This is a genomic window from Pseudomonas sp. S8 (assembly GCF_050473925.1).
GTDB lineage: Bacteria > Pseudomonadota > Gammaproteobacteria > Pseudomonadales > Pseudomonadaceae > Aquipseudomonas > Aquipseudomonas parakoreensis.
Genome location: NZ_JBFDVZ010000016.1, coordinates 2,461,968 through 2,479,802, shown reverse-complemented (window position 1 = coordinate 2,479,802; position 17,835 = coordinate 2,461,968). Strand labels below are relative to the sequence as shown.

Genomic DNA, 17,835 nt, shown 5'->3' with positions numbered 1-17,835 from the left:
GCGCCTAATTTTTGCGCGAGGGAACGCTCATGTTTGACCCGGTTTTTCATTCCACCCCGCATCGTTGCGTGCGCTGATGGAAGCCGTCAGCCGTATCGAGCAGGAACTCGACAGCTTTCCCGACACCCTCAGCCTCTATCGCCAGCAGCTTGAACATTGGTTCAGCAGAGCGGCCGATCAGGTCAGCCATGCGGCGGATTTGCCGTCGCTGATGGGCATGGAGCGGATCATCCGTTTCGGTGATCGCATCACCGCTGTCAGCACAGGAGACAGTGAGTTTGCCTCCGGCGTCGTGCAGTGCCCGAAAAGCGGGGTGCTGACGATCGAGAGCAAATTCGAGTCGGTGTACGACATTCCGCTGGGCGACATCGTGGTCGATGTGGTGGCGGTGGATGATGGCCAAATCTTCCCCGTCGGACTTGATGCGCAAGGCCTGGGAACATTCACCGGGACGCCCGGCAAGTTCTATCGCGTGCAGGTGCACAGCGACGTTACCTCGGAGCAGATCGAGGCGCTGTTCAAGTCCTACGACGGCTTGACCGGTAATCTGGAGGGCTGGCTGCGCAGCGAGTGGCAGGGGTTCAAGCCGCAGTGGTCACAGTCGGTGGCGACTGCGGCGGGCAACGGCATGCTCGCCGGGAGTTGGGCGGCGATCGAGGGCGTGTGGGACAGCATCGGCATGCTGTCGGAGATTCTGCAGGATCCAGGGGCGTTTGCTGAACGTCTTGGAAGCGGTGCGGCCGATCTGATCCGCCTCGCAGAATCAGCTCCGGATGTCATGCAAAAGCTGCAGTTGCTGGTCAGCGACGAGGCGGCGCTGTGTTTGCTGTTGCGCAGTGCAAGTCTCTGGCTGGAGATGCTGCCGCCCAGCCAGATCGCCGGCAAAACCGCTGAAATGGCGTCGATGATGATCGTGCAGGTGCTGATCGATGTGCTGATCGGCGTTGTGTTGACATTCGTCGGGGCTGGCGCAGGGATCGCTTATCTGACGCTACGCCTGGCGGATCGCGCCGCCCAGCTGCTCACGGTTGTGAAACGCTTGGTAAAGGCGATGTTCGGCATCGTCAATACGTTCATCCATTACGTCGACCAGTACAAAACCGTCGCCGCGCGGGGCATTGCCGCCGGAGTTAAAAAGGGCCGCATGCAGTTGCGCTGGGATGCGAAGCGCAATGCCGCCCTGCAGAAAAACGAGCATCACGACGACTCTCCGGAACAAGCGAAAAACCCCAACGGCGACAGCGCCGATTGCGCGCCGCTGACCTGCACCAACGGCTGTCCGGTGTCGATGGTCACCGGCGAAGAACTGCTGACCCTGACCGATGGCACGCTCGATGGCTTGCTGCCGTTCGAGTTCACCCGGTTGTACCGCACCAGCGCGGTGGAGATCGATGTCGGGCTGGGGTTTGGCTGGAGTCATTCGCTGGCGCATCGGCTGGAGTTCGATGGCGAGGCGGTGGTCTGGGTCGATCACGAGAACCGCCGCACGCGGTTCCCATTGCCCAGTGCTAAACGGCCGCAGATCCACAACAGCCTGTCGCGGGCGGCGATTTTTCTCGGCGATGAGCCGGAGGAACTGATCCTCGCGCTGGCGGGGGAGGCGGCGCGGTTTTATCACTTTCGTGCCGGGCGGCTGACGGCGGTCAGTGATGCTTATGGCAATCGTCTGACGGTGCATCGCGATTATTCCGAGCGTGTGCAGCGCCTGGATAACGGGGCCGGGCGCTCGCTGCTGTTGCGCTACGACCGGGCGCATCTGGTGGCAGTTGATTACCAGGTGTTTGAGGCGGGTGGCTGGCGTACCGAGCAAACGCTGGTCAGTTATGGCTACGACGCCCGTCAGCGATTGTTGGCCGCGACCAACGCCGTCGGGGACAGCGAGCGTTACGACTACGACGATCAGCACGTCATCCTGCAGCGGCAACTGAGCGGCGGCGCGAGCTTTTTCTGGGAGTGGGAACGTTCCGGCAAAGACGCGCGTTGCGTGCGCCATTGGGCCTCGTTCGCGCAGATGAATACGCGGTATGTCTGGGACGACAGCGGCCGCGTCACGGTGCATTACGTTGATGGCACCGAAGAAATCTACGTCCACGATGACAGCGCGCGGCTGGTGCGCAAGGTCGAGGCCGATGGCGGTGAGCACCTCAAGGCTTATGACGCTGCGGGCCGGGTGATCGCCGAGCAGGATCCGCTGGGTGCGGTCACCGAATACCGCTACGACGACGTCGGACGGCTGATCGCGCTGCTTCCGCCGGACGATGAGCCAACGTCCTATGAGTACCGCAACGGTTTCCTGCACAGCCGTTCACGCGGCGAGGCGGTGTGGACGTTTCGGCGCAACGCCGAGGGCGATGTCACCGAGGCGGTCGATCCGGACGGCCAGGTCACCTATTACTACTACGACACGCGCGGGCAGTTACTGTCGGTCCGTTATCCGGACACCAGCCGGCACACTTTTGTCTGGAACGACCTTGGCCAACTGACCGAGGAAACCCTGCCCGACGGTGGTGTGCGGCGTTTTTCCTACGATGCGCTGGGGCGGCGGACGACCTCATGCGACGAACACGGTGCGATCACTCGCCAGCAGTGGGACGCCGTTGGCCGACTGGTTCAGACGACGTTGCCTACAGGCGCCACTCGCGCCTACAGCTACGGCGCGTACGGCCAGGTCACGGCCGAGCGTGACGAACTCGGGCGCATCACCCGTTACGAGTATGACGACGACCTGCACCTGGTCTCGCGCAGGATCAATCCCGACGGCACGCGGGTGCAGTATCGCTACGACCATGCGCAACTGCTGCTGACGGAAATCGAGAACGAGTCCGGCGAAAAGTACCGACTGGACTACACGCCCATCGGATTGATCCGACAGGAAACCGGCTTCGACGGCCGGCGTACCGCGTACGCCTACGACCGCAACGGGCACCTGCTGGAAAAAACCGAGTTCGGCGATGACGGCTCGACGCTGGTCACTGCCTACGCGCGTGATGCGGCCGGGCGTCTGCTGCTGAAAACCCTGCCGGACGGGGTTGAGGTGGCTTACACCTACGACCGCCTGGGCCGGTTGATCGGCGTCGATGACGGCCAGCAACATCCATTGGCCTTTGAATACGATCGGCAGGACCGGCTGATCACCGAGCATCAGGGCTGGGGCACCTTGCGTTATGCCTATGACGCCTGCGGCCAGCTCAAGCGCCAGCGTTTGCCGGACAACAGCACGCTCGACTATCACTACGCCAAGGGCGGCGCGCTGACCGCCATCGACCTCAATGGCACGCGGCTGACCAGTCACGTCTACCAGTCCGGTCGCGAACAACAACGCCAGCAAGGCCTGCTACGCAGCGATTATGCCTACGACGATCAGGGACGTTTGCTGGCCCACGCTGTAGGCCATCAGCACGACTCGCTGTATCGCCGGGATTATGCCTACAGCGCCAACGGCAACCTCGAGCACATTGCCGACAGCCGCCACGGCCAGCGCACCTATGGCTATGACGCCCTCGACCGCTTGATCCGCGTCCGTCACTCGCGCGACGAACTGCCGGAATCCTTCGCCCACGACCCGGCCGGCAACCTGCTGATGCAGGACCGTCCCGGCCCGACGAAAATCCACGGCAACCGCCTGCTGATGCAGGGCGATCGGCACTACGACTACGACGCCTTCGGCAACCTGATCCGCGAACGTCGCGGCCGCGACCAGCAACTCGTCACCGAATACCGCTACGACTGCCAGCACCGCCTGATCAGCCTGACCCGCCCCGACGGCCAAACCGCGTCCTACCAATACGACGCCTTCGGCCGACGCATCCGCAAAACCGCCCACGGCCAGACCACCGAGTTCTTCTGGCAAGGCGACCACCTCGTCGCCGAAAGCAGCAAAACCCACCACCGCAGCTACGTCTACGAACCCGGCACCTTCCGCCCGCTGGCGCTGCTCGACGGCAAAGGCCCGAAAAAGGCCTGCCCGTTCTACTACCAACTCGACCACCTCGGCACCCCGCAGGAACTCACCGATTACAGCGGCGAAATCGTCTGGTCGGCGCAATACGACGCCTACGGCAAGGTCGCGGCAATCACTCTGGCGGGCGAGGACTACCTCGACCAGCCGCTGCGGTTTCAGGGGCAGTATTTCGATGCGGAGAGTGGGCTGCATTACAACCGGCATCGGTATTACGACCCGAGGTTGGGACGGTATCTGACGCCGGATCCGATCAAATTGGCGGGTGGGTTGAATCAGTACCAGTACGTGCCGAATCCGACGGGGTGGGTGGATCCGTTGGGGTTGAATGATTGTCCGGGAGGAGCGGGGTGCAACAAACCATCTTTTGAATCAAACGATCCGACTAAAAAGACACTTGGAGGGGAAGCTATTTCCTCTCCTCCCGCAGCGAAAACTAAAAATACGTATTTGTACCGTGGAGATGCGAAGGATCCTTCGGAAGTTTTTGAACATGGTTTTAAAAGTAAAGGGGATAGCAATGATCTATTTCTTCATTCAATTGATAGCGACTTTCCTCCTAGTAACTTTATTAGCACATCTCTTTCGAGAGATATGGGGAAAGCATTCGCTACAAGCTACTTTACCAAGCCAGGATTTCTCTACACTCTTAAGATGATTCCTGGTCACGATCTTAAAAAAGAGCTAGGGGCGTCCTATAATTTTAGTAAGGAACAAGAAGTTGCAATTCCAGGTAGGATCAGGAGGGAGGATATCCTTGGTGCTACATTGATTATCGATGATGGTAAGGAGTTTGGCTATTCAATTCCAAATCCGAATAGGAAGATAGACAAATGAAATCAATGTTTGTAGCTAAGATTAAAGTTTTAGATGGTAATGAAGAGCGGGAAATCGACCTGGTCTGTGATCGTGAGGAAATATCAATAGCATTCGTTTGTGAAAGTGGATGTAGGCGCATTTACTTTGGGCGCGATTTTTATAAGTGTTTTGCTATGTTGAGGAAAGATAATCCAGAGTTAACCTTTTTTTGCAAAGGAGCAAAAACAAATGTTCATCCTTCAAGCATGTCTTCTCAAATGTCTCTAGGGCTGAAGGCATACGAGCTAGTGGTTGGTAAAGAACCCTCTTTAGAGGATCTTGTATATATATTTGATTATGAAGATCAGGATTTAACAAATGATCCGGATGAACAGCGATTTTTTTATATGAATTGGATTGGCTGTTAACGCGATTAATCGTCTCTATATCTTGTGGCTCTTGATTTTTGAGATTGGTTTTCTAATGGTTGATCTCAAAGGTGGAGGCTCTTATAGGGTTTTGGATTGTTAATTTGAAAATTCTATTTGTTCTATTTTCAATGATGAGTTGGTTTAGGAGGTAGGTTGAAGATGTTTAGAGGTGTTTATAGTTCGCGATTTCTAACCCATAAAGCGCAGTTGAATGCTTTAAATGAAGCGATGACAAGAGAGGCACGGAAAATGTCGCGATTCACGGGAGAAGACAGCATGGGTAATCTGGTTGTGAGAATGGCAGCCGAAAATGTGGGGGAAGGGTACGAACCTAACCCATCAGATCCATCAGAACCCCGCTACATTCAAAAGATGAATGGGTTTGAAATGAAATTTGACTTTGAAACATTGGAGCCCTTCGCTCTATATCCGGTGGAGCACGTTTGATGTTGATGCATCCCTATCTTGACGTTCCATACAATCCTAAGTTGAAGCATTTTCTTGGTGGGTTTGATATATACGATCGGGAGGAGACGTTGGGGGCGGAGTTGGCGGAGTACGATCCTGAGTGTTCTTTAGATAGAGAGGAATTAATTTATAAATTTATTGTGAAAAGATTTTCGGGTTTGACTCATCGGCACAAATTTGTTTTGTTTTTTGTATTGGGTGAGGCTCTGGACGGCGAAACGAACAAGCTCTCTGAAGTTTTTAAACATGATCCTTTCTCTCATTCATTGCTTCCACTTGGCTGGAATGAAATGAAAGATCCCAGAAGCTTTTTTGAACACGTGTACTCCGTTCTCTCCGAAGTCTGGATTGATGAGTTATACCTCGCCAGTCAGGAAGACTGCTCAACGTGGTAGCCGGGAGTAGAGGCTGAATCTTGAGTGACTGTATTGACCCCTTCGCGAGCAAGCTCGCTCCCACAGGAGGTTATGGCGCCTGGGAAATCAGCGTTGGCCTATTAGCTGTGGAAGATGTAGATCGGGCGCGGTGAGACTATCAATCACATGCACGCTATACCCCGGAACATTCTTCGCATGATGCTTCGCCTGCGAAGCCATTTCCGCGAGTTGGCTGGCATCCAGTTCTGCGCAGGCCTCGGGTTGCAGGTGGACTACGCCGATCGATAACGATAGAAGTGGAAACTCCTGCCGCACACCCTGGCGATTCGGCGCGATGAAGCAGCCAGCTTCAAGGTGCTCCGGGCGATAGAAACGGCGGCATTGGCTCTGGAAGTCGTCGAGCAGTTGATTGAGGCGTTTGCGCCAGTCTTCCGGGCCGAGCACTAGCAGGAAGTCGTCGCCGCCGATGTGGCCGACGAAGTCGCGGGACGGGTCGACGCGTTCGTTCAGGCATTGCGCCAGGCACAGCAGGACTTCGTCGCCACGGCCGTAGCCGTAGATGTCGTTGAAGGGTTTGAAGCTGTCGATGTCGACGTAGCAGATGATCGATTCGCGGCCCTGTTGCAGCAGGCGGGTCAGGCATTGCTGGATCGGCACGTTGCCGGGCAGCAGGGTCAACGGGTTGGCGTAGCGCGCCTGCTGGATTTTCAGTTCGGTGATCAGTTTGAGCACGTCGATCACCCGACCGAGGCCGAGATAGCCGCCATTGAGGGTGATGATGAAATCTTCTTCGATGCGCTGCCGGGCGCGACTGGTGATCAGGCGGCTGACCTGTTGCAGCGACTGGCTCATTTCCACGGCGAGGAAGTCATCGTTCATCAGGCGGCTGATCGGTTTGCGTGCGAACAGGTCGGTGGCGAACGGTTTGAGCAGTGCGTCGGACAGCGAATGGCGATGGACGATACCGCATGGCTGGCCCTGTTCGTCGAGCACCGCCAGTGAGTTCAGATTGGCCTGACGGCGAAAGGCCTCCAGCACCGTCGCGGTTGGTGTGTCGCGATGCACCGCCGGTTGATCGTTGAGCAGGGCGCTGAGATCGCTGCCTTCATCGTTCAACGCTACGGCGCTGCTGTCGTGTTTCGGCATCAAGGCCCGGGCGTCGCGGGGCGGATGCTCCTGTGGACGACCGAGCAGGTAACCCTGTACCAGATCGACGCCCATTTCGGTCAGCACCGCCAATTCTTCCGGCAACTCGATCCCCTCGGCAATCACCTGCGCCCGCGAGGCCTTGGCGATTTGCAGGATCGAGCCGACGAACTCTCGTTTCAACGCGTCCTGATGAATGCCGTCGATAAAGTGCCGGTCGATCTTCACGTAATCCGGGCGCAGTTCTGACCACAGACGCAGGCTAGAATAGCCGGCGCCCAAGTCATCCAGCGCAATCGAAAAGCCCATCGCCCGATAGTGATGCAGTGCGGTTTGCAGCAACTGGAAATCGTCGATCGGCGTCTGTTCGGTGAGCTCGATGACCACTTGGCTCGGCGGAATGCCGAAGTCCTGCAGCAATTGCAGGGTCCGTCCCGGTTGGTGCGCAGCCTCGAGCAGTGACTCCGGCGAGACGTTGAGGAACAGCTTGCCCGGCAATTGCTGCTCGTTGAAACGACGGCAGGCCGACTGGCGGCAGGCGATCTCGAGTTCGCTCAAGCGGCCGGCCTGACGCGCCACGGCAAACAGCGCGATTGGCGAGTGTAGCGGGCTGTTGGACGGGCCTCGGGTAAGGGCTTCGTAGCCGAGAATGCGACGCTCGGAGAGACAGATGATCGGCTGGAACAGGCTGTGCAAACCGCTTTGAGTCAGGATCGAGCTCAAGGCACTCAGCTGTTCGGTCGTGGTCATGGCAATCTCTGGCGATAAAAAAAGGACTGGGAGCGCTCTTGCTTGAAGAGGCGCTCCCAGTCCTTTATTTCACGACAGAATGATGACTGTTTGATGACGCTCCGGGGAGCGTCACCATTAAATTGCCATCATCTTACTTCTTGGCCACCTGATTGCTCAGCTTCAGGTAATCCAGCAGGACGCGCCCGGTTTCGCTCAGGTAAGCGTCGTCCTCTGGTTTGACCTTGTCCGGCTCAGCCGCAGCCAGCGCGTCTTCATCTTCTTTCTTCAGCTCTTTGAGCGGCTCTTCGCCTTTGGCTTTGCGACGGATGTTTTCCATCGCCAGTTGCTTGGCATCGATGTCCGCGTGCTGGGCACGACGATCGGCTTCGTTGAGGCTGACGGTTTTTTCTTCCATCAGCTTCTGCGCCAAGGCCAGCTTGTCGCGGATGAACACGAACTCGGCGTCTTTGGCGCTGCGTGCGTCGTGCTCGGACTTGAGCTGCGCGAGGAACGGTTTGAACGGATCGGAGGCCGGCTTGATTGCCGCCTTGATGGTGTCCCACGGCATGGCTTCCGGCAGGGCACTTTCGCCGATTTCCTTGGTGTCGATGATCGACGGGTAGTCGATGTCCGGCAGTACGCCCTGATGCTGGGTGCTCTGCCCGGACACCCGGTAGAACTTGGCCAGCGTCAGTTTCAGTTCGCCATGGTTCAGCGGCTGAATGGTCTGTACGGTGCCTTTGCCGAAGGTCTGGCCACCGATGATCAGTGCGCGATGGTAGTCCTGCATGGCGCCGGCGAAAATCTCCGAAGCCGACGCGGACAGGCGGTTGACCAGCAGTGCCATCGGGCCTTTGTAGAACGCGCCCGGGTTTTCATCTTCCAGTACATCGACGCGGCCATCGGCGTTACGCACGAGGACGGTCGGGCCCTTGTCGATGAACAGGCTGGTCAGCTCGGTGGCTTCCTGCAGGGAGCCGCCGCCGTTGTTGCGCAGGTCGATGACCACGCCGTCGACTTTCTCTTTCTGCAGTTCGGTCAGCAGTTTCTTGACGTCACGGGTGGTGCTCTTGTAATCCGGATCACCGGCACGGAACGCCTTGAAGTCGAGGTAGAAGGCCGGGATCTCAATGACGCCGAGCTTGTAGTCCTTGCCGTCCTGTTTCAGATTCAGCACGGACTTTTTCACCGCCTGGTCTTCAAGCTTCACCGCTTCGCGAGTGATCGGCACGATCTTGCTGGTCTGGTCGTTCGGCGCATTGCTCGCCGGAATCACTTCCAGGCGCACCACGGTGCCTTTCGGGCCGCGGATCAGCTTGACCACTTCGTCCAGACGCCAGCCCACCACGTCGACCATCTCTTTGTTGCCCTGGGCAACGCCAATGATCTTGTCGGCCGGTGCGACCTGTTTGGTCTTGTCGGCCGGGCCTGCCGGCACCAGACGTACGACTTTCACTTGATCGTTGTCGCTCTGCAACACGGCGCCGATGCCCTCGAGGGACAGGCTCATGTTGATGTCGAAGTTCTCCGCGTTATCCGGCGACAGATAATTGGTGTGCGGGTCGTAGGACATGGCGAAGGTGTTGATGTACGCCTGGAAAATGTCTTCCGCGCGAGTCTGATCGAGGCGCGCCAACTGGTTCTTGTAGCGCTTGGTCAGGGTTTCCTGGATCTGCTTGGAATCCTTGCCGGCAATCTTCTGCCGCAGCACTTCGTCCTTGACGCGTTTGCGCCACAGGTCGTCGAGTTCAGCGGTGGATTTGAGCCAAGGGGCGTCCTTGCGATCGATCAGCAGGGTCTCCTTGGTGGTGAAGTCCATCTTGTCGACGCCCTTGTTCAGCTCCGCAATGGCGAAGTCCAGACGCGCCTTGACGCGGTCCAGATAGCGCTTGTAGATGGTGAACCCGGCGTTGAGGTCGCCGCTCTTGAGGAAGTCGTCGAACTGGGTCTTCCATTTGTCGAATTCGGCGATGTCGCTGGCCATGAAATAGCTGCGCGACGGGTCCAGCAGCTTGATGTAGCTGTCGTAGATGATCACCGAGCGCGCATCGTCGAGCGGCGGCTTGCTGTAGTGGTGACGCTTGAGCAACTCGACGACGTTGAGACTGGCGATCACTTCGTCGCGATCCGGCTGCAAGTTGTCCCAGCTGTTGGCTGCGAAGGTTTTGCCCGACATCGGCAACAAGCCGATACCGATGAAAAGAGCGAGGGCGGTGCTGGGGAGCAAATGCTTCATGCTGATTCGACGCGGGGACAATTGATAACGCATATTAGGCCGTCTTTGAAGTCGCCGGTTCTACGAGAGCCGGTCGCATAATGCAAAAAGCCCGGCGCTACAGCTTCGGGCTCAGTCCAGACTCACTATGGAGGCACTGTGAAGGCATTGCAAGGCGTTGAAGGTCAAGTGGCATGGGTTGAAGAGCCGAGTCCGGCATGTGATGTAGGACAAGTGCGCATTCGTGTGGCGGCAGCCGGCCTCAATCGCGCCGATTTATTACAGAAAGCCGGGCTTTATCCACCGCCGGCCGGTGCCAGTCAGGTGCTCGGTCTTGAGTGCTCCGGGGTGATCAGCGAAGTCGGCGCCGGCTCGTCGTGGCAGGTCGGCGACCGGGTCTGCGCGTTGCTGGCCGGGGGCGCAATGGCCGAAGAGGTGGTCGTCGACGGACGGCACGTGCTGCCGGTACCCGAAGGTGTTTCGTTGATCGAGGCCGCGGCATTACCCGAGGTTTATGCAACGGTCTGGCTCAACGTGTTTCAACTGGCGGCGTTGAAACCGGGCGAGAAGGTTCTGCTGCATGCCGGCGCCAGTGGAATTGGTTCAGCCGCCATTCAGCTGTGCAAGGCGTTCGGCAATCCTTGTTGGGTCAGCGTTGGCTCGGCCGAGCGTCTGGCCTACTGTGAAGCGCTGGGCGCCCAGGGCGGAGTGGTGCGCAGCGATGATCTGGAGAGTCTGCGTGACTTCGGTCCGTTTGACGTGATCCTCGATCCGGTCGGCGGCAATTACGCCGCGCTCAACCTAAAGCTGACGGCGCTGGACGGTCGTTGGGTGCTGATTGGTCTGATGGGCGGGCGTGAGGCGAAACTGGACCTGGCGCAGGTACTGGCCAAACGTGTGCAGTTGCTCGGTTCGACGTTGCGCAGTCGCGATGATCAGTTCAAGGCCGATCTGCTCAGCGACTTGAGCCAGCATGTGTGGCCGCTGTTTGCCGAAGGGCGGTTGAGTCCGCAACTGGCAAAAACCTTCCCGGTGAAAGACGCCGAGGCGGCGTTTGCCGAGCTGGCGAGCAATACGGTTTCGGGGAAGGTGGTGTTGGTGATTGACGACAGTCTGAGCTGACCTCCACCAACCCTTGTGGCGAGGGAGCTTGCTCCCGTTGGGTCGCGAAGCGGCCCCAAATCATTCAACGCGGTGAGTCAGATCAAACCGGTTGACTGGTTCTGCGACTGCTTTACAGCCGAGCGGGAGCAAGCTCCCTCGCCACATTTATGCGTCCAAATTGGATCTTTGGTTATTTCCAGAGATGGATCGGCCAGCCGGCTTTTTCGGCGTGCTCCAGCAATACCGGATCCGGATTCACCACATGCGGGAAATCCACCTTCAGCAGCAACGGCAGATCATTGCGTGAATCCGAATAGAAACTCGCGCCTTCGAGGTTCTCCTCCTCGGCGTCCAGCCATTCCAGCAGGCGGGTGATCTTGCCTTCGCGGTAGGTCAGCGTGCCGACGGTCTGGCCGCTGTAAACACCGTGTGCGACGTCCAGTTCGATGCCGAGGATTTCGTCGATGCCCAAGCGGTCGGCGATCGGTTTGACCAGGTGCGTGCCCGAAGCCGAGATCACCAGAATCCGGTCGCCGGCCTTGCGGTGAGCGGCGATGGTTTCGGTGGCGTCGCTGAAGATGATCGGTTCGATGAAGTCTTCAACCCATGGGCCGACCAGGTGCTCGACCTCTTCCGGGGTACGCCCGATCATCGGCTCGAGGCTGAACGCCATGAATTCTTCCATGCGCAATTTGCCATGGCTGTAGGCGTCCATCAGCTCGTTGTTCTTGCGCATGAACGACTCGGGATCGACCCACCCCAGGCGCCCCATCTGTTCGCTCCAGAGGGTGGCGCAGTCGCCGTGGATCAGAGTTTCGTCCAGATCAAAAATTGCCAGGGCCATCAGTGCAGTTCTCTCTTCAACGTCAGCAAAGTCATCAGGCTACCTCACACAGGGCCGTCGGATCGATGGAAAGCGCCAGACGCTGACCGTCGGGATGCAGATCCGCCGCCGAGCGGTTGAGCACGTCGACCACCAGTTCCACACCGCGCGCCTCGACCCGATAGCGGATCACGTTGCCGAGCAGGCTGTGGCTGCGGATCTGCGCATCGAGTTCACCATTGAGGCTCAGTTCGATGGCTTCCGGGCGTATGGCGATGCGGTGGTTGATCGGCCGTTGCAACAACTTTGAGGCACTGTCGGCGTCGAGCAGGTTGTAGTTGCCGATGAAGCCGGCGGCGAACACATCGACCGGTGCGGTGTAGAGGGTTTCGGCGTCTCCGCTTTGCACGATCTTTCCCTGGTTCATCAGGAAAATCCGGTCGGACATGGTCAGCGCTTCTTCCTGGTCGTGGGTGACGAAGATGGTGGTCAGGCCGAGTTCGCGCTGGATCTGGCGGATCTGTTCGCGCAGGTGTTTGCGGATTCGCGCATCCAGCGCCGACAGCGGTTCATCCAGCAACAACAGGCGTGGGCGGGTGACCAAGGAGCGGGCGAGGGCGACTCGCTGGCATTGGCCACCGGACAACTGATGCGGATAGCGGCTGGCGAAGTCGTGCAGTTCAACCAGTTTCAACACTTCGCTGACGCGTTTGTGACTGTCGTCAGGATTGACCTTCTGCATACGCAGGCCGAAGGCGACGTTCTGCTCGACGGTCATGTTGGGGAACAGCGCGTAGCTCTGGAACACCATGCCGATCCCGCGTTTCTGCGGGCTCAGCGGCACGATGTCGACGCCATCAAGCAGGATCTTGCCGCCATCCACCGGCGTCAGCCCGGCGATACAACGCAGCAGGGTGGACTTGCCGCAACCGGACGGGCCGAGCAGGGTGACGAACTCGCCTTTGTTGATTTCGCAGTTGATGTCGCTGAACACCGTGGTGCCCGCGTAGTTTTTCTGCAGGTGTTGGACGCTGACGTAGCTCATTCGCTTTTGTCCTTGTTCAAGATGTTGGCGATCCAGGTCAGGACCAGCACGAAAAAGAAGTACGAGATCACCAGCGCACTGGTGAAGTGGCCGCTGCTGTTGCGCATGTTGTTCAGGTACACCTGCAGGGTTTCGTAGCGCGTGCCGACGAGGATGTTGGCGAACACGAATTCCCCGAACAGGAACGAGAACGACAGCAGCAGCGCGACCATCAGGCCTTTGCGCAGGTTCGGCAGTACCACCAGAAACGCGGCCTGAAAGGTGCTGGCGCCGAGCAGTTGCGCGGCGTCCATCAGGTCGCGCAGGTTGATCGCCTGCAGATTGTTGGTGATCGCCCGGTACATGAACGGCAGCGCCACGGTGAAGTAGCAACCGATCAGGATCCACGGCGTACCGACCATCGCCAGCGGCCCGGAACCGTACAGTTGCAACAGGCCTACCGACGACACCACTGGCGGCACCGCGAAGGGCAGCAGGATCAGGATGTTCATCAGCGCATCGAGTTTCGGGAAGTGGTAATGCACCACGAACAGCAACGGCAGGATCAGCACCACCGACAGCACCAGCGCGCCCACGCACACCAGCAGCGACTGGCCGAAAGCATGCAGGAAGCGTGGATCGCTCCACAGCTGGAGGTACCACTTGAAGGTGAAGCCGCTGGGCAGGATGGTCGCCGACCAGCTGCTGGCGATCGAATAGATCAGCGTACCCACCAGCGGCAGCAGCAGGATCGCGAACAGCAAATAAACCACGACGCGGTGGTAGACGCCGGCCGGGCCGGATTCAGCGCGAGACATGGTAGCTCCTCTTCAGCAGCAATTGATGCACGACGGTGACGAGGGTCATCAACGCCACCAGCACCACGGCCAGGGCGCTGGCCAGATTCGGATCCAGGGAAATATCCCCGGAAACCATTGCCGCGATGCGGATCGGCAGCACGTTGAAGTTACCGGTGGTCAAGGCGTACACCGTGGCGTAGGCGCCGAGAGCGTTGGCCAGCAGGATCACAAATGTACCGAGCAGTGCCGGGGTCAGCACCGGTAGACCAATATGCCGCCAGAACTGCCAGCCGTTGGCGCCGAGCAGCGCAGCGGATTCGCGCCAGTCTTCACGCAAGGCGTCGAAGGCCGGGTAGAGCAGCAGCACGCCGAGGGGAATCTGGAAGTAGGTATAGAGGATGATCAGACCGGTTTTCGAGTACAGGTTGAAGTCCTGAATGATCCCGGCCTGCTTGAGCATGATGGTGATGCTGCCGTTGAAACCGAGCAGGATGATGAACGCAAAGGCCAGCGGCACGCCGGCGAAGTTGCTGGTCATGTTGGCGAAGGCATTCACGAAGTTGCGCAGTTTCGAGTCGACCCGGCGCAGGGAATACGCACCGAGCACGGCGATGATGATGCCGAATACGCTCGACCAGAAACTGATCTCCAGGCTGTACTGAATCGCCTGCAAATAGAACTTCGAGCTGAAGATCTTGCTGAAGTTGGCGAAGCCCCAGCCGAATTCTTCCGATTGCAGGCTGTTGATCATCACCCAGACCAGCGGGGCGATTTCGAACACGATAAAGAACAGGGCGAACGGCACCAGGCACAGGGCTGCCAGCCATTTGCCGCGAGTCATGGCATTCACTTGAGCAGCTCCCGGCATACAGGTTTGTCGTGGGGGGCGCCGAGCAGTTCGCAGACGGTGCCGCAGATCTCGGTTTGTTTCGGCGCGGCATCAATATTGAAGCTGAAGGCGTCACCGAGAACGAACAGCGGCACCTGCCGCTCTTCCGGCAACAGGCCGTTGTGCGAGCGGTCGTTGTTCATGCCGTGGTCGGCGGTGACCAGCACCTGATAGCCCGCATCGAGCCAGCCTTGCAGGTAGTCGGCGAGGATGATGTCCGCCGAGCGTGCGCTGTTGCGGTATTGCGTGGAGTCGAGGCCGTGCTTGTGGCCGGCGTCGTCGATGTTCATCGGGTGAATCAGCAGAAAGTTCGGCGCATGGCGCAGGCGCAGGTTTTCCGCGTCGGCAAACAGGTGCGAATCCGGGTAGTGATCGCTCCAGTAGAAGTGGCCGTGCTGGATCGGCAATGACAGGTTTTCGGTATGCCGGTCGCGGGCCACGACGAACGGCGAGCGGTTATACAGCTCGCTGACCCAGTGATAGGCCGCTGCGGCGGTTTTCAGGCCGGCGTCGCGGGCGTAGTGATAGATGCTGCGCTGGTTGGACAGACGCGCGACATTGTTGTGGACGATGCCACTGTCGATCGGCGGCACGCCGGTGAGGATGCATTCGTAAAGCGGTCGGGACAGGGCCGGCAACTCGCACTCCAACTGATAGAGTGCGGCGCGTCCTGCGCCAACGTAAGCCTGCAGATGCCCCATGGCGTGCCGCGCGACCTCGTAATTGAGACCGTCGAGCACGACAAGGATGACGTTGTGCTTCATAGGGGCAAAAACTCCGAAAACAAAACTTGGATCGTTCAATGTAGGAGCTGCCGCAGGCTGCGATCTTTTGACTCTGCCTTTTAAAAGCAAGATCAAAAGATCGCAGCCTGCGGCAGCTCCTACAGATGAAGGATTACTTCATCTCGACGATGACTTCTTCGTTCCACTTCTGCGGCAGGGCCTTGGAGGTTTTTTCCCACGCGTCAGCGTCCTTGATTGGCGTGACCTTCTTGTACTGCTCGTTTGGCAGCAGCTTGGCCTTCACGTCTTCCGGCAGTTGCAGATGTTCGGCACGGATCGGACGGGCGTTGCCGCGCGCCAGGTTGGTCTGGCCGGCGTCGCTGAAGATGTATTCGCGGGTCAGCTTGGCGGCGTTCGGGTTTTTTGCGTACTTGTTGATGATGGTGGTGTAGCCGGAAATCACCGAGCCGTCGGACGGGATCAGCACCACGTAGTCATCCGGGTTGGCCATCTTGGCCTTGTAGCTCAGACCATTGAAGTCCCAGACCACGCCGACTTCGATCTCGCCTTTTTCCATGGTGGCGATGGTCGGGTTGGCCATCGACAGACGACCTTGCTTGGCGATGTCTGCAAACAGCAGCAGGGCCGGCTGGAGGTTCTTCTCGTCGCCACCGTTGGCCAAGGCAGCGGCGAGTACGCCGTTGGCGGCTTGCGCGGCGGTGCTCACGTCACCGATGGAAACCTTGTATTTGCCGCCCTTGAGGTCAGCCCATTTGGTCGGTACTTCGGAACCGTGCAGCAGCTTCTTGTTGACAATGAAGGCGATGGTGCCGGTGTAGGCCAATGCCCAGTTGCCGTCCTTGTCCTTGGCCCAGGCCGGCACCTGATCCCAGGTGCTCGGTTTGTACGGTTGTACCACGCCCTGCTTGACCGCGATCGGGCCGAAGGCGGCGCCGACGTCGCCGATGTCGGCGGTGGCGTTGTCTTTTTCAGCGGCGAACTTGGCGATTTCCTGGGCCGAGCTCATGTCGGTGTCAATGTGTTTCAGGCCGTAGGTCTTGGCCAGGTCTTCCCAGGTGCCTTTCCAGTTGGCCCAGTCATCGGGCATGCCGACGCTGTTGACGGCGCCTTCCGCTTTCGCAGCGGCTTCGAGGGTTTTCAGATCGGTGTCGGCCGCCATGGCGGCGGTGCACATTGCAATGGTCGAGCCTAACAGTGTTGCCAGGAAAAGCTGTTTCATTCCGAAGCTCCTTGGTCGTGTTCAACGCTGCGATTGCGGTTTGTGTTGGTCTAGGTCAGCAATACCTGAGCCAATTTAAGGGGGCTGGATGACACTTTGATGTCGGCGGTCGCCCGGCAGGCCTTTTATTTGCCCGGTTTCGGCGCTTGCCCGCTAAGCGTAGACCAAGGTCAAAGCCCCGGCAGACAAGGCACTTGGCCGATGTATTGCAAGTCATGAAGGCGACCGTCGGGCGGGTTTGTCATCTCTCGGTCATCTGCACTGCCTAGGCTTGCAAGACACGGAAACGGCTTGCAGGCCGTACGGTTTTTGCCCCGAAACAGTGCTGGTCTAGTCCAGATAGGTAACGTTGATGCGCGATGAGGCAACAAAAGCGGTGACAGCCATCGGCCAGGTGCTGCAGGAGCAGCTCGATCATGGCCTGTTGGCGCCGGGCAGCAAGCTGCCGGCCGAGCGCAAGCTCAGTGAGTTGTTCGGCACCACGCGCATCACGGTGCGTGAGGCCTTGTTGCAGCTGGAGGCGCAGGGGCAGATTTATCGCGAGGAGCGCCGTGGCTGGTTCGTTTCGCCGCCGCGTCTGGCGTACAACCTGATGCAGCGCAGCCACTTTCACGCGATGGTCAGTGCGCAGGGGCGGGTGCCGTCGACCGAGGTGATTTCCGCGCGCCTGCAGCCAGCTTCGGCGGCGGTGTGTGCGTTGTTGCAGTTGCCGGCGTTGTCCAGCGTGATTCAGATTTGTCGGTCGCGGCGCATCGACGGGCGGCTGGTGTTGTATGTGGAGCATTATCTGAATCCGCAGTATTTTCCGGGGATTCTGGGGTTTGATTTGAATCAGTCGATGACCGAGTTGTATGCGCGGCATTACGATTTGCGCTATGGGCGGGTGCGGTTCGAGATTGTGCCGACGTCGTTGGCGGTGGATGCGGCGGCGGCTTTGCGCGTGTCTGTCGGGAGTCCGGGGTTACGGATTGCCCGGGTCAATTATGATCAGCATGAGCGGTTGATTGATTGTGATCTGGAGTTTTGGCGGCATGATGCGATTCACGTCGGGGTCGATGTTGTTTGAGCTTTTGGCCTTGGCGGCCTCTGGGCCGACCAGGTTCTT

14 protein-coding genes are annotated in these 17,835 nt (G+C 58.7%); 6 read left to right on the top strand and 8 right to left on the bottom strand.

The window, feature by feature from the left end:
- The first annotated feature begins 76 nt into the window (after window positions 1-76).
- The 4 genes from AB1J88_RS12225 (at window position 77) to AB1J88_RS12210 (ending at window position 6,050) form a co-directional block, all read left to right on the top strand.
- Window positions 77-4,795: an RHS repeat-associated core domain-containing protein gene (locus tag AB1J88_RS12225; RefSeq protein WP_430291171.1), complete on the top strand. Its 4,719-nt coding sequence runs from the start codon at window positions 77-79 to the stop codon at window positions 4,793-4,795.
- A 5-nt stretch (window positions 4,796-4,800) separates the two neighbouring features.
- Entirely contained in the window at window positions 4,801-5,184 is a 384-nt protein-coding gene (locus tag AB1J88_RS12220) for a hypothetical protein (RefSeq protein WP_430292689.1), read from the top strand.
- Between the two features lie 279 nt (window positions 5,185-5,463).
- On the top strand, window positions 5,464-5,634 hold the full coding sequence (locus AB1J88_RS12215; protein WP_430291170.1) for a hypothetical protein: 171 nt from the start codon (window positions 5,464-5,466) through the stop codon (window positions 5,632-5,634).
- On the top strand, window positions 5,634-6,050 hold the full coding sequence (locus AB1J88_RS12210) for a hypothetical protein (RefSeq protein ID WP_430291169.1): 417 nt from the start codon (window positions 5,634-5,636) through the stop codon (window positions 6,048-6,050). Before AB1J88_RS12215 ends, AB1J88_RS12210 begins: the two co-directional genes overlap by 1 nt.
- A gap of 87 nt (window positions 6,051-6,137) precedes the next feature.
- On the opposite strand, the gene AB1J88_RS12205 is transcribed toward AB1J88_RS12210, so the two are convergent.
- Both AB1J88_RS12205 and AB1J88_RS12200 read right to left on the bottom strand, forming a co-directional pair.
- On the bottom strand, window positions 6,138-7,928 hold the full coding sequence (locus AB1J88_RS12205; RefSeq protein WP_430291168.1) for a bifunctional diguanylate cyclase/phosphodiesterase: 1,791 nt from the start codon (window positions 7,926-7,928) through the stop codon (window positions 6,138-6,140).
- Window positions 7,929-8,061: 133 nt separating this feature from the next.
- Complete coding sequence (locus tag AB1J88_RS12200) at window positions 8,062-10,146, bottom strand: carboxy terminal-processing peptidase (RefSeq protein ID WP_161794910.1); 2,085 nt, start codon at window positions 10,144-10,146, stop codon at window positions 8,062-8,064.
- Window positions 10,147-10,284: 138 nt separating this feature from the next.
- Here AB1J88_RS12200 and AB1J88_RS12195 point away from each other — a divergent pair, with 138 nt between their 5' ends.
- Window positions 10,285-11,247: a zinc-binding dehydrogenase gene (locus tag AB1J88_RS12195; protein WP_430291167.1), complete on the top strand. Its 963-nt coding sequence runs from the start codon at window positions 10,285-10,287 to the stop codon at window positions 11,245-11,247.
- Window positions 11,248-11,419: 172 nt separating this feature from the next.
- Here AB1J88_RS12195 and AB1J88_RS12190 read toward each other — a convergent pair whose 3' ends face one another.
- From AB1J88_RS12190 to AB1J88_RS12165, 6 genes are all read right to left on the bottom strand, one after another.
- Window positions 11,420-12,073 (bottom strand): HAD family hydrolase, encoded by a 654-nt coding sequence (locus AB1J88_RS12190; RefSeq protein WP_198760238.1) that lies wholly within the window; start codon window positions 12,071-12,073, stop codon window positions 11,420-11,422.
- 34 nt (window positions 12,074-12,107) lie between these two features.
- Window positions 12,108-13,097, bottom strand: coding sequence for an ABC transporter ATP-binding protein (locus tag AB1J88_RS12185; RefSeq protein ID WP_047292927.1), 990 nt, complete (start codon window positions 13,095-13,097; stop codon window positions 12,108-12,110).
- Entirely contained in the window at window positions 13,094-13,894 is an 801-nt protein-coding gene (locus tag AB1J88_RS12180) for an ABC transporter permease (RefSeq protein ID WP_007965346.1), read from the bottom strand. The genes AB1J88_RS12185 and AB1J88_RS12180 overlap by 4 nt, the downstream gene beginning before the upstream one ends.
- Entirely contained in the window at window positions 13,881-14,717 is an 837-nt protein-coding gene (locus tag AB1J88_RS12175) for an ABC transporter permease (RefSeq protein ID WP_161794911.1), read from the bottom strand. The genes AB1J88_RS12180 and AB1J88_RS12175 overlap by 14 nt, the downstream gene beginning before the upstream one ends.
- Window positions 14,718-14,722: 5 nt before the next feature.
- The gene (locus tag AB1J88_RS12170; protein ID WP_041071912.1) at window positions 14,723-15,529 is read right to left on the bottom strand and encodes an alkaline phosphatase family protein; all 807 of its coding nucleotides are present in this window, start codon (window positions 15,527-15,529) and stop codon (window positions 14,723-14,725) included.
- Between the two features lie 133 nt (window positions 15,530-15,662).
- Window positions 15,663-16,730, bottom strand: a complete 1,068-nt coding sequence (locus tag AB1J88_RS12165) for an ABC transporter substrate-binding protein (RefSeq protein WP_041071914.1) — start codon at window positions 16,728-16,730, stop codon at window positions 15,663-15,665.
- Between the two features lie 352 nt (window positions 16,731-17,082).
- Here AB1J88_RS12165 and AB1J88_RS12160 point away from each other — a divergent pair, with 352 nt between their 5' ends.
- Window positions 17,083-17,796 carry a UTRA domain-containing protein gene (locus AB1J88_RS12160; protein ID WP_430291166.1) on the top strand — a complete coding sequence of 238 codons (714 nt, stop codon included), beginning with the start codon at window positions 17,083-17,085 and terminating at the stop codon, window positions 17,794-17,796.
- Window positions 17,797-17,835 lie beyond the last annotated feature (39 nt).

Bases quoted from the DNA above. Each gene is read 5' to 3' on its own strand.
- AB1J88_RS12200 (WP_161794910.1), bottom strand. From the start codon at position 10,146: ATGAAGCATTTGCTCCCCAGCACCGCCCTCGCTCTTTTCATCGGTATC.
- AB1J88_RS12215 (WP_430291170.1), top strand. From the start codon at position 5,464: ATGGGTAATCTGGTTGTGAGAATGGCAGCCGAAAATGTGGGGGAAGGG.
- AB1J88_RS12205 (WP_430291168.1), bottom strand. From the start codon at position 7,928: ATGACCACGACCGAACAGCTGAGTGCCTTGAGCTCGATCCTGACTCAA.
- AB1J88_RS12225 (WP_430291171.1), top strand. From the start codon at position 77: ATGGAAGCCGTCAGCCGTATCGAGCAGGAACTCGACAGCTTTCCCGAC.
- AB1J88_RS12180 (WP_007965346.1), bottom strand. From the start codon at position 13,894: ATGTCTCGCGCTGAATCCGGCCCGGCCGGCGTCTACCACCGCGTCGTG.
- AB1J88_RS12160 (WP_430291166.1), top strand. From the start codon at position 17,083: ATGCGCGATGAGGCAACAAAAGCGGTGACAGCCATCGGCCAGGTGCTG.
- AB1J88_RS12175 (WP_161794911.1), bottom strand. From the start codon at position 14,717: ATGACTCGCGGCAAATGGCTGGCAGCCCTGTGCCTGGTGCCGTTCGCC.
- AB1J88_RS12185 (WP_047292927.1), bottom strand. From the start codon at position 13,097: ATGAGCTACGTCAGCGTCCAACACCTGCAGAAAAACTACGCGGGCACC.
- AB1J88_RS12165 (WP_041071914.1), bottom strand. From the start codon at position 16,730: ATGAAACAGCTTTTCCTGGCAACACTGTTAGGCTCGACCATTGCAATG.
- AB1J88_RS12220 (WP_430292689.1), top strand. From the start codon at position 4,801: ATGTTTGTAGCTAAGATTAAAGTTTTAGATGGTAATGAAGAGCGGGAA.
- AB1J88_RS12210 (WP_430291169.1), top strand. From the start codon at position 5,634: ATGTTGATGCATCCCTATCTTGACGTTCCATACAATCCTAAGTTGAAG.
- AB1J88_RS12170 (WP_041071912.1), bottom strand. From the start codon at position 15,529: ATGAAGCACAACGTCATCCTTGTCGTGCTCGACGGTCTCAATTACGAG.
- AB1J88_RS12190 (WP_198760238.1), bottom strand. From the start codon at position 12,073: ATGGCCCTGGCAATTTTTGATCTGGACGAAACTCTGATCCACGGCGAC.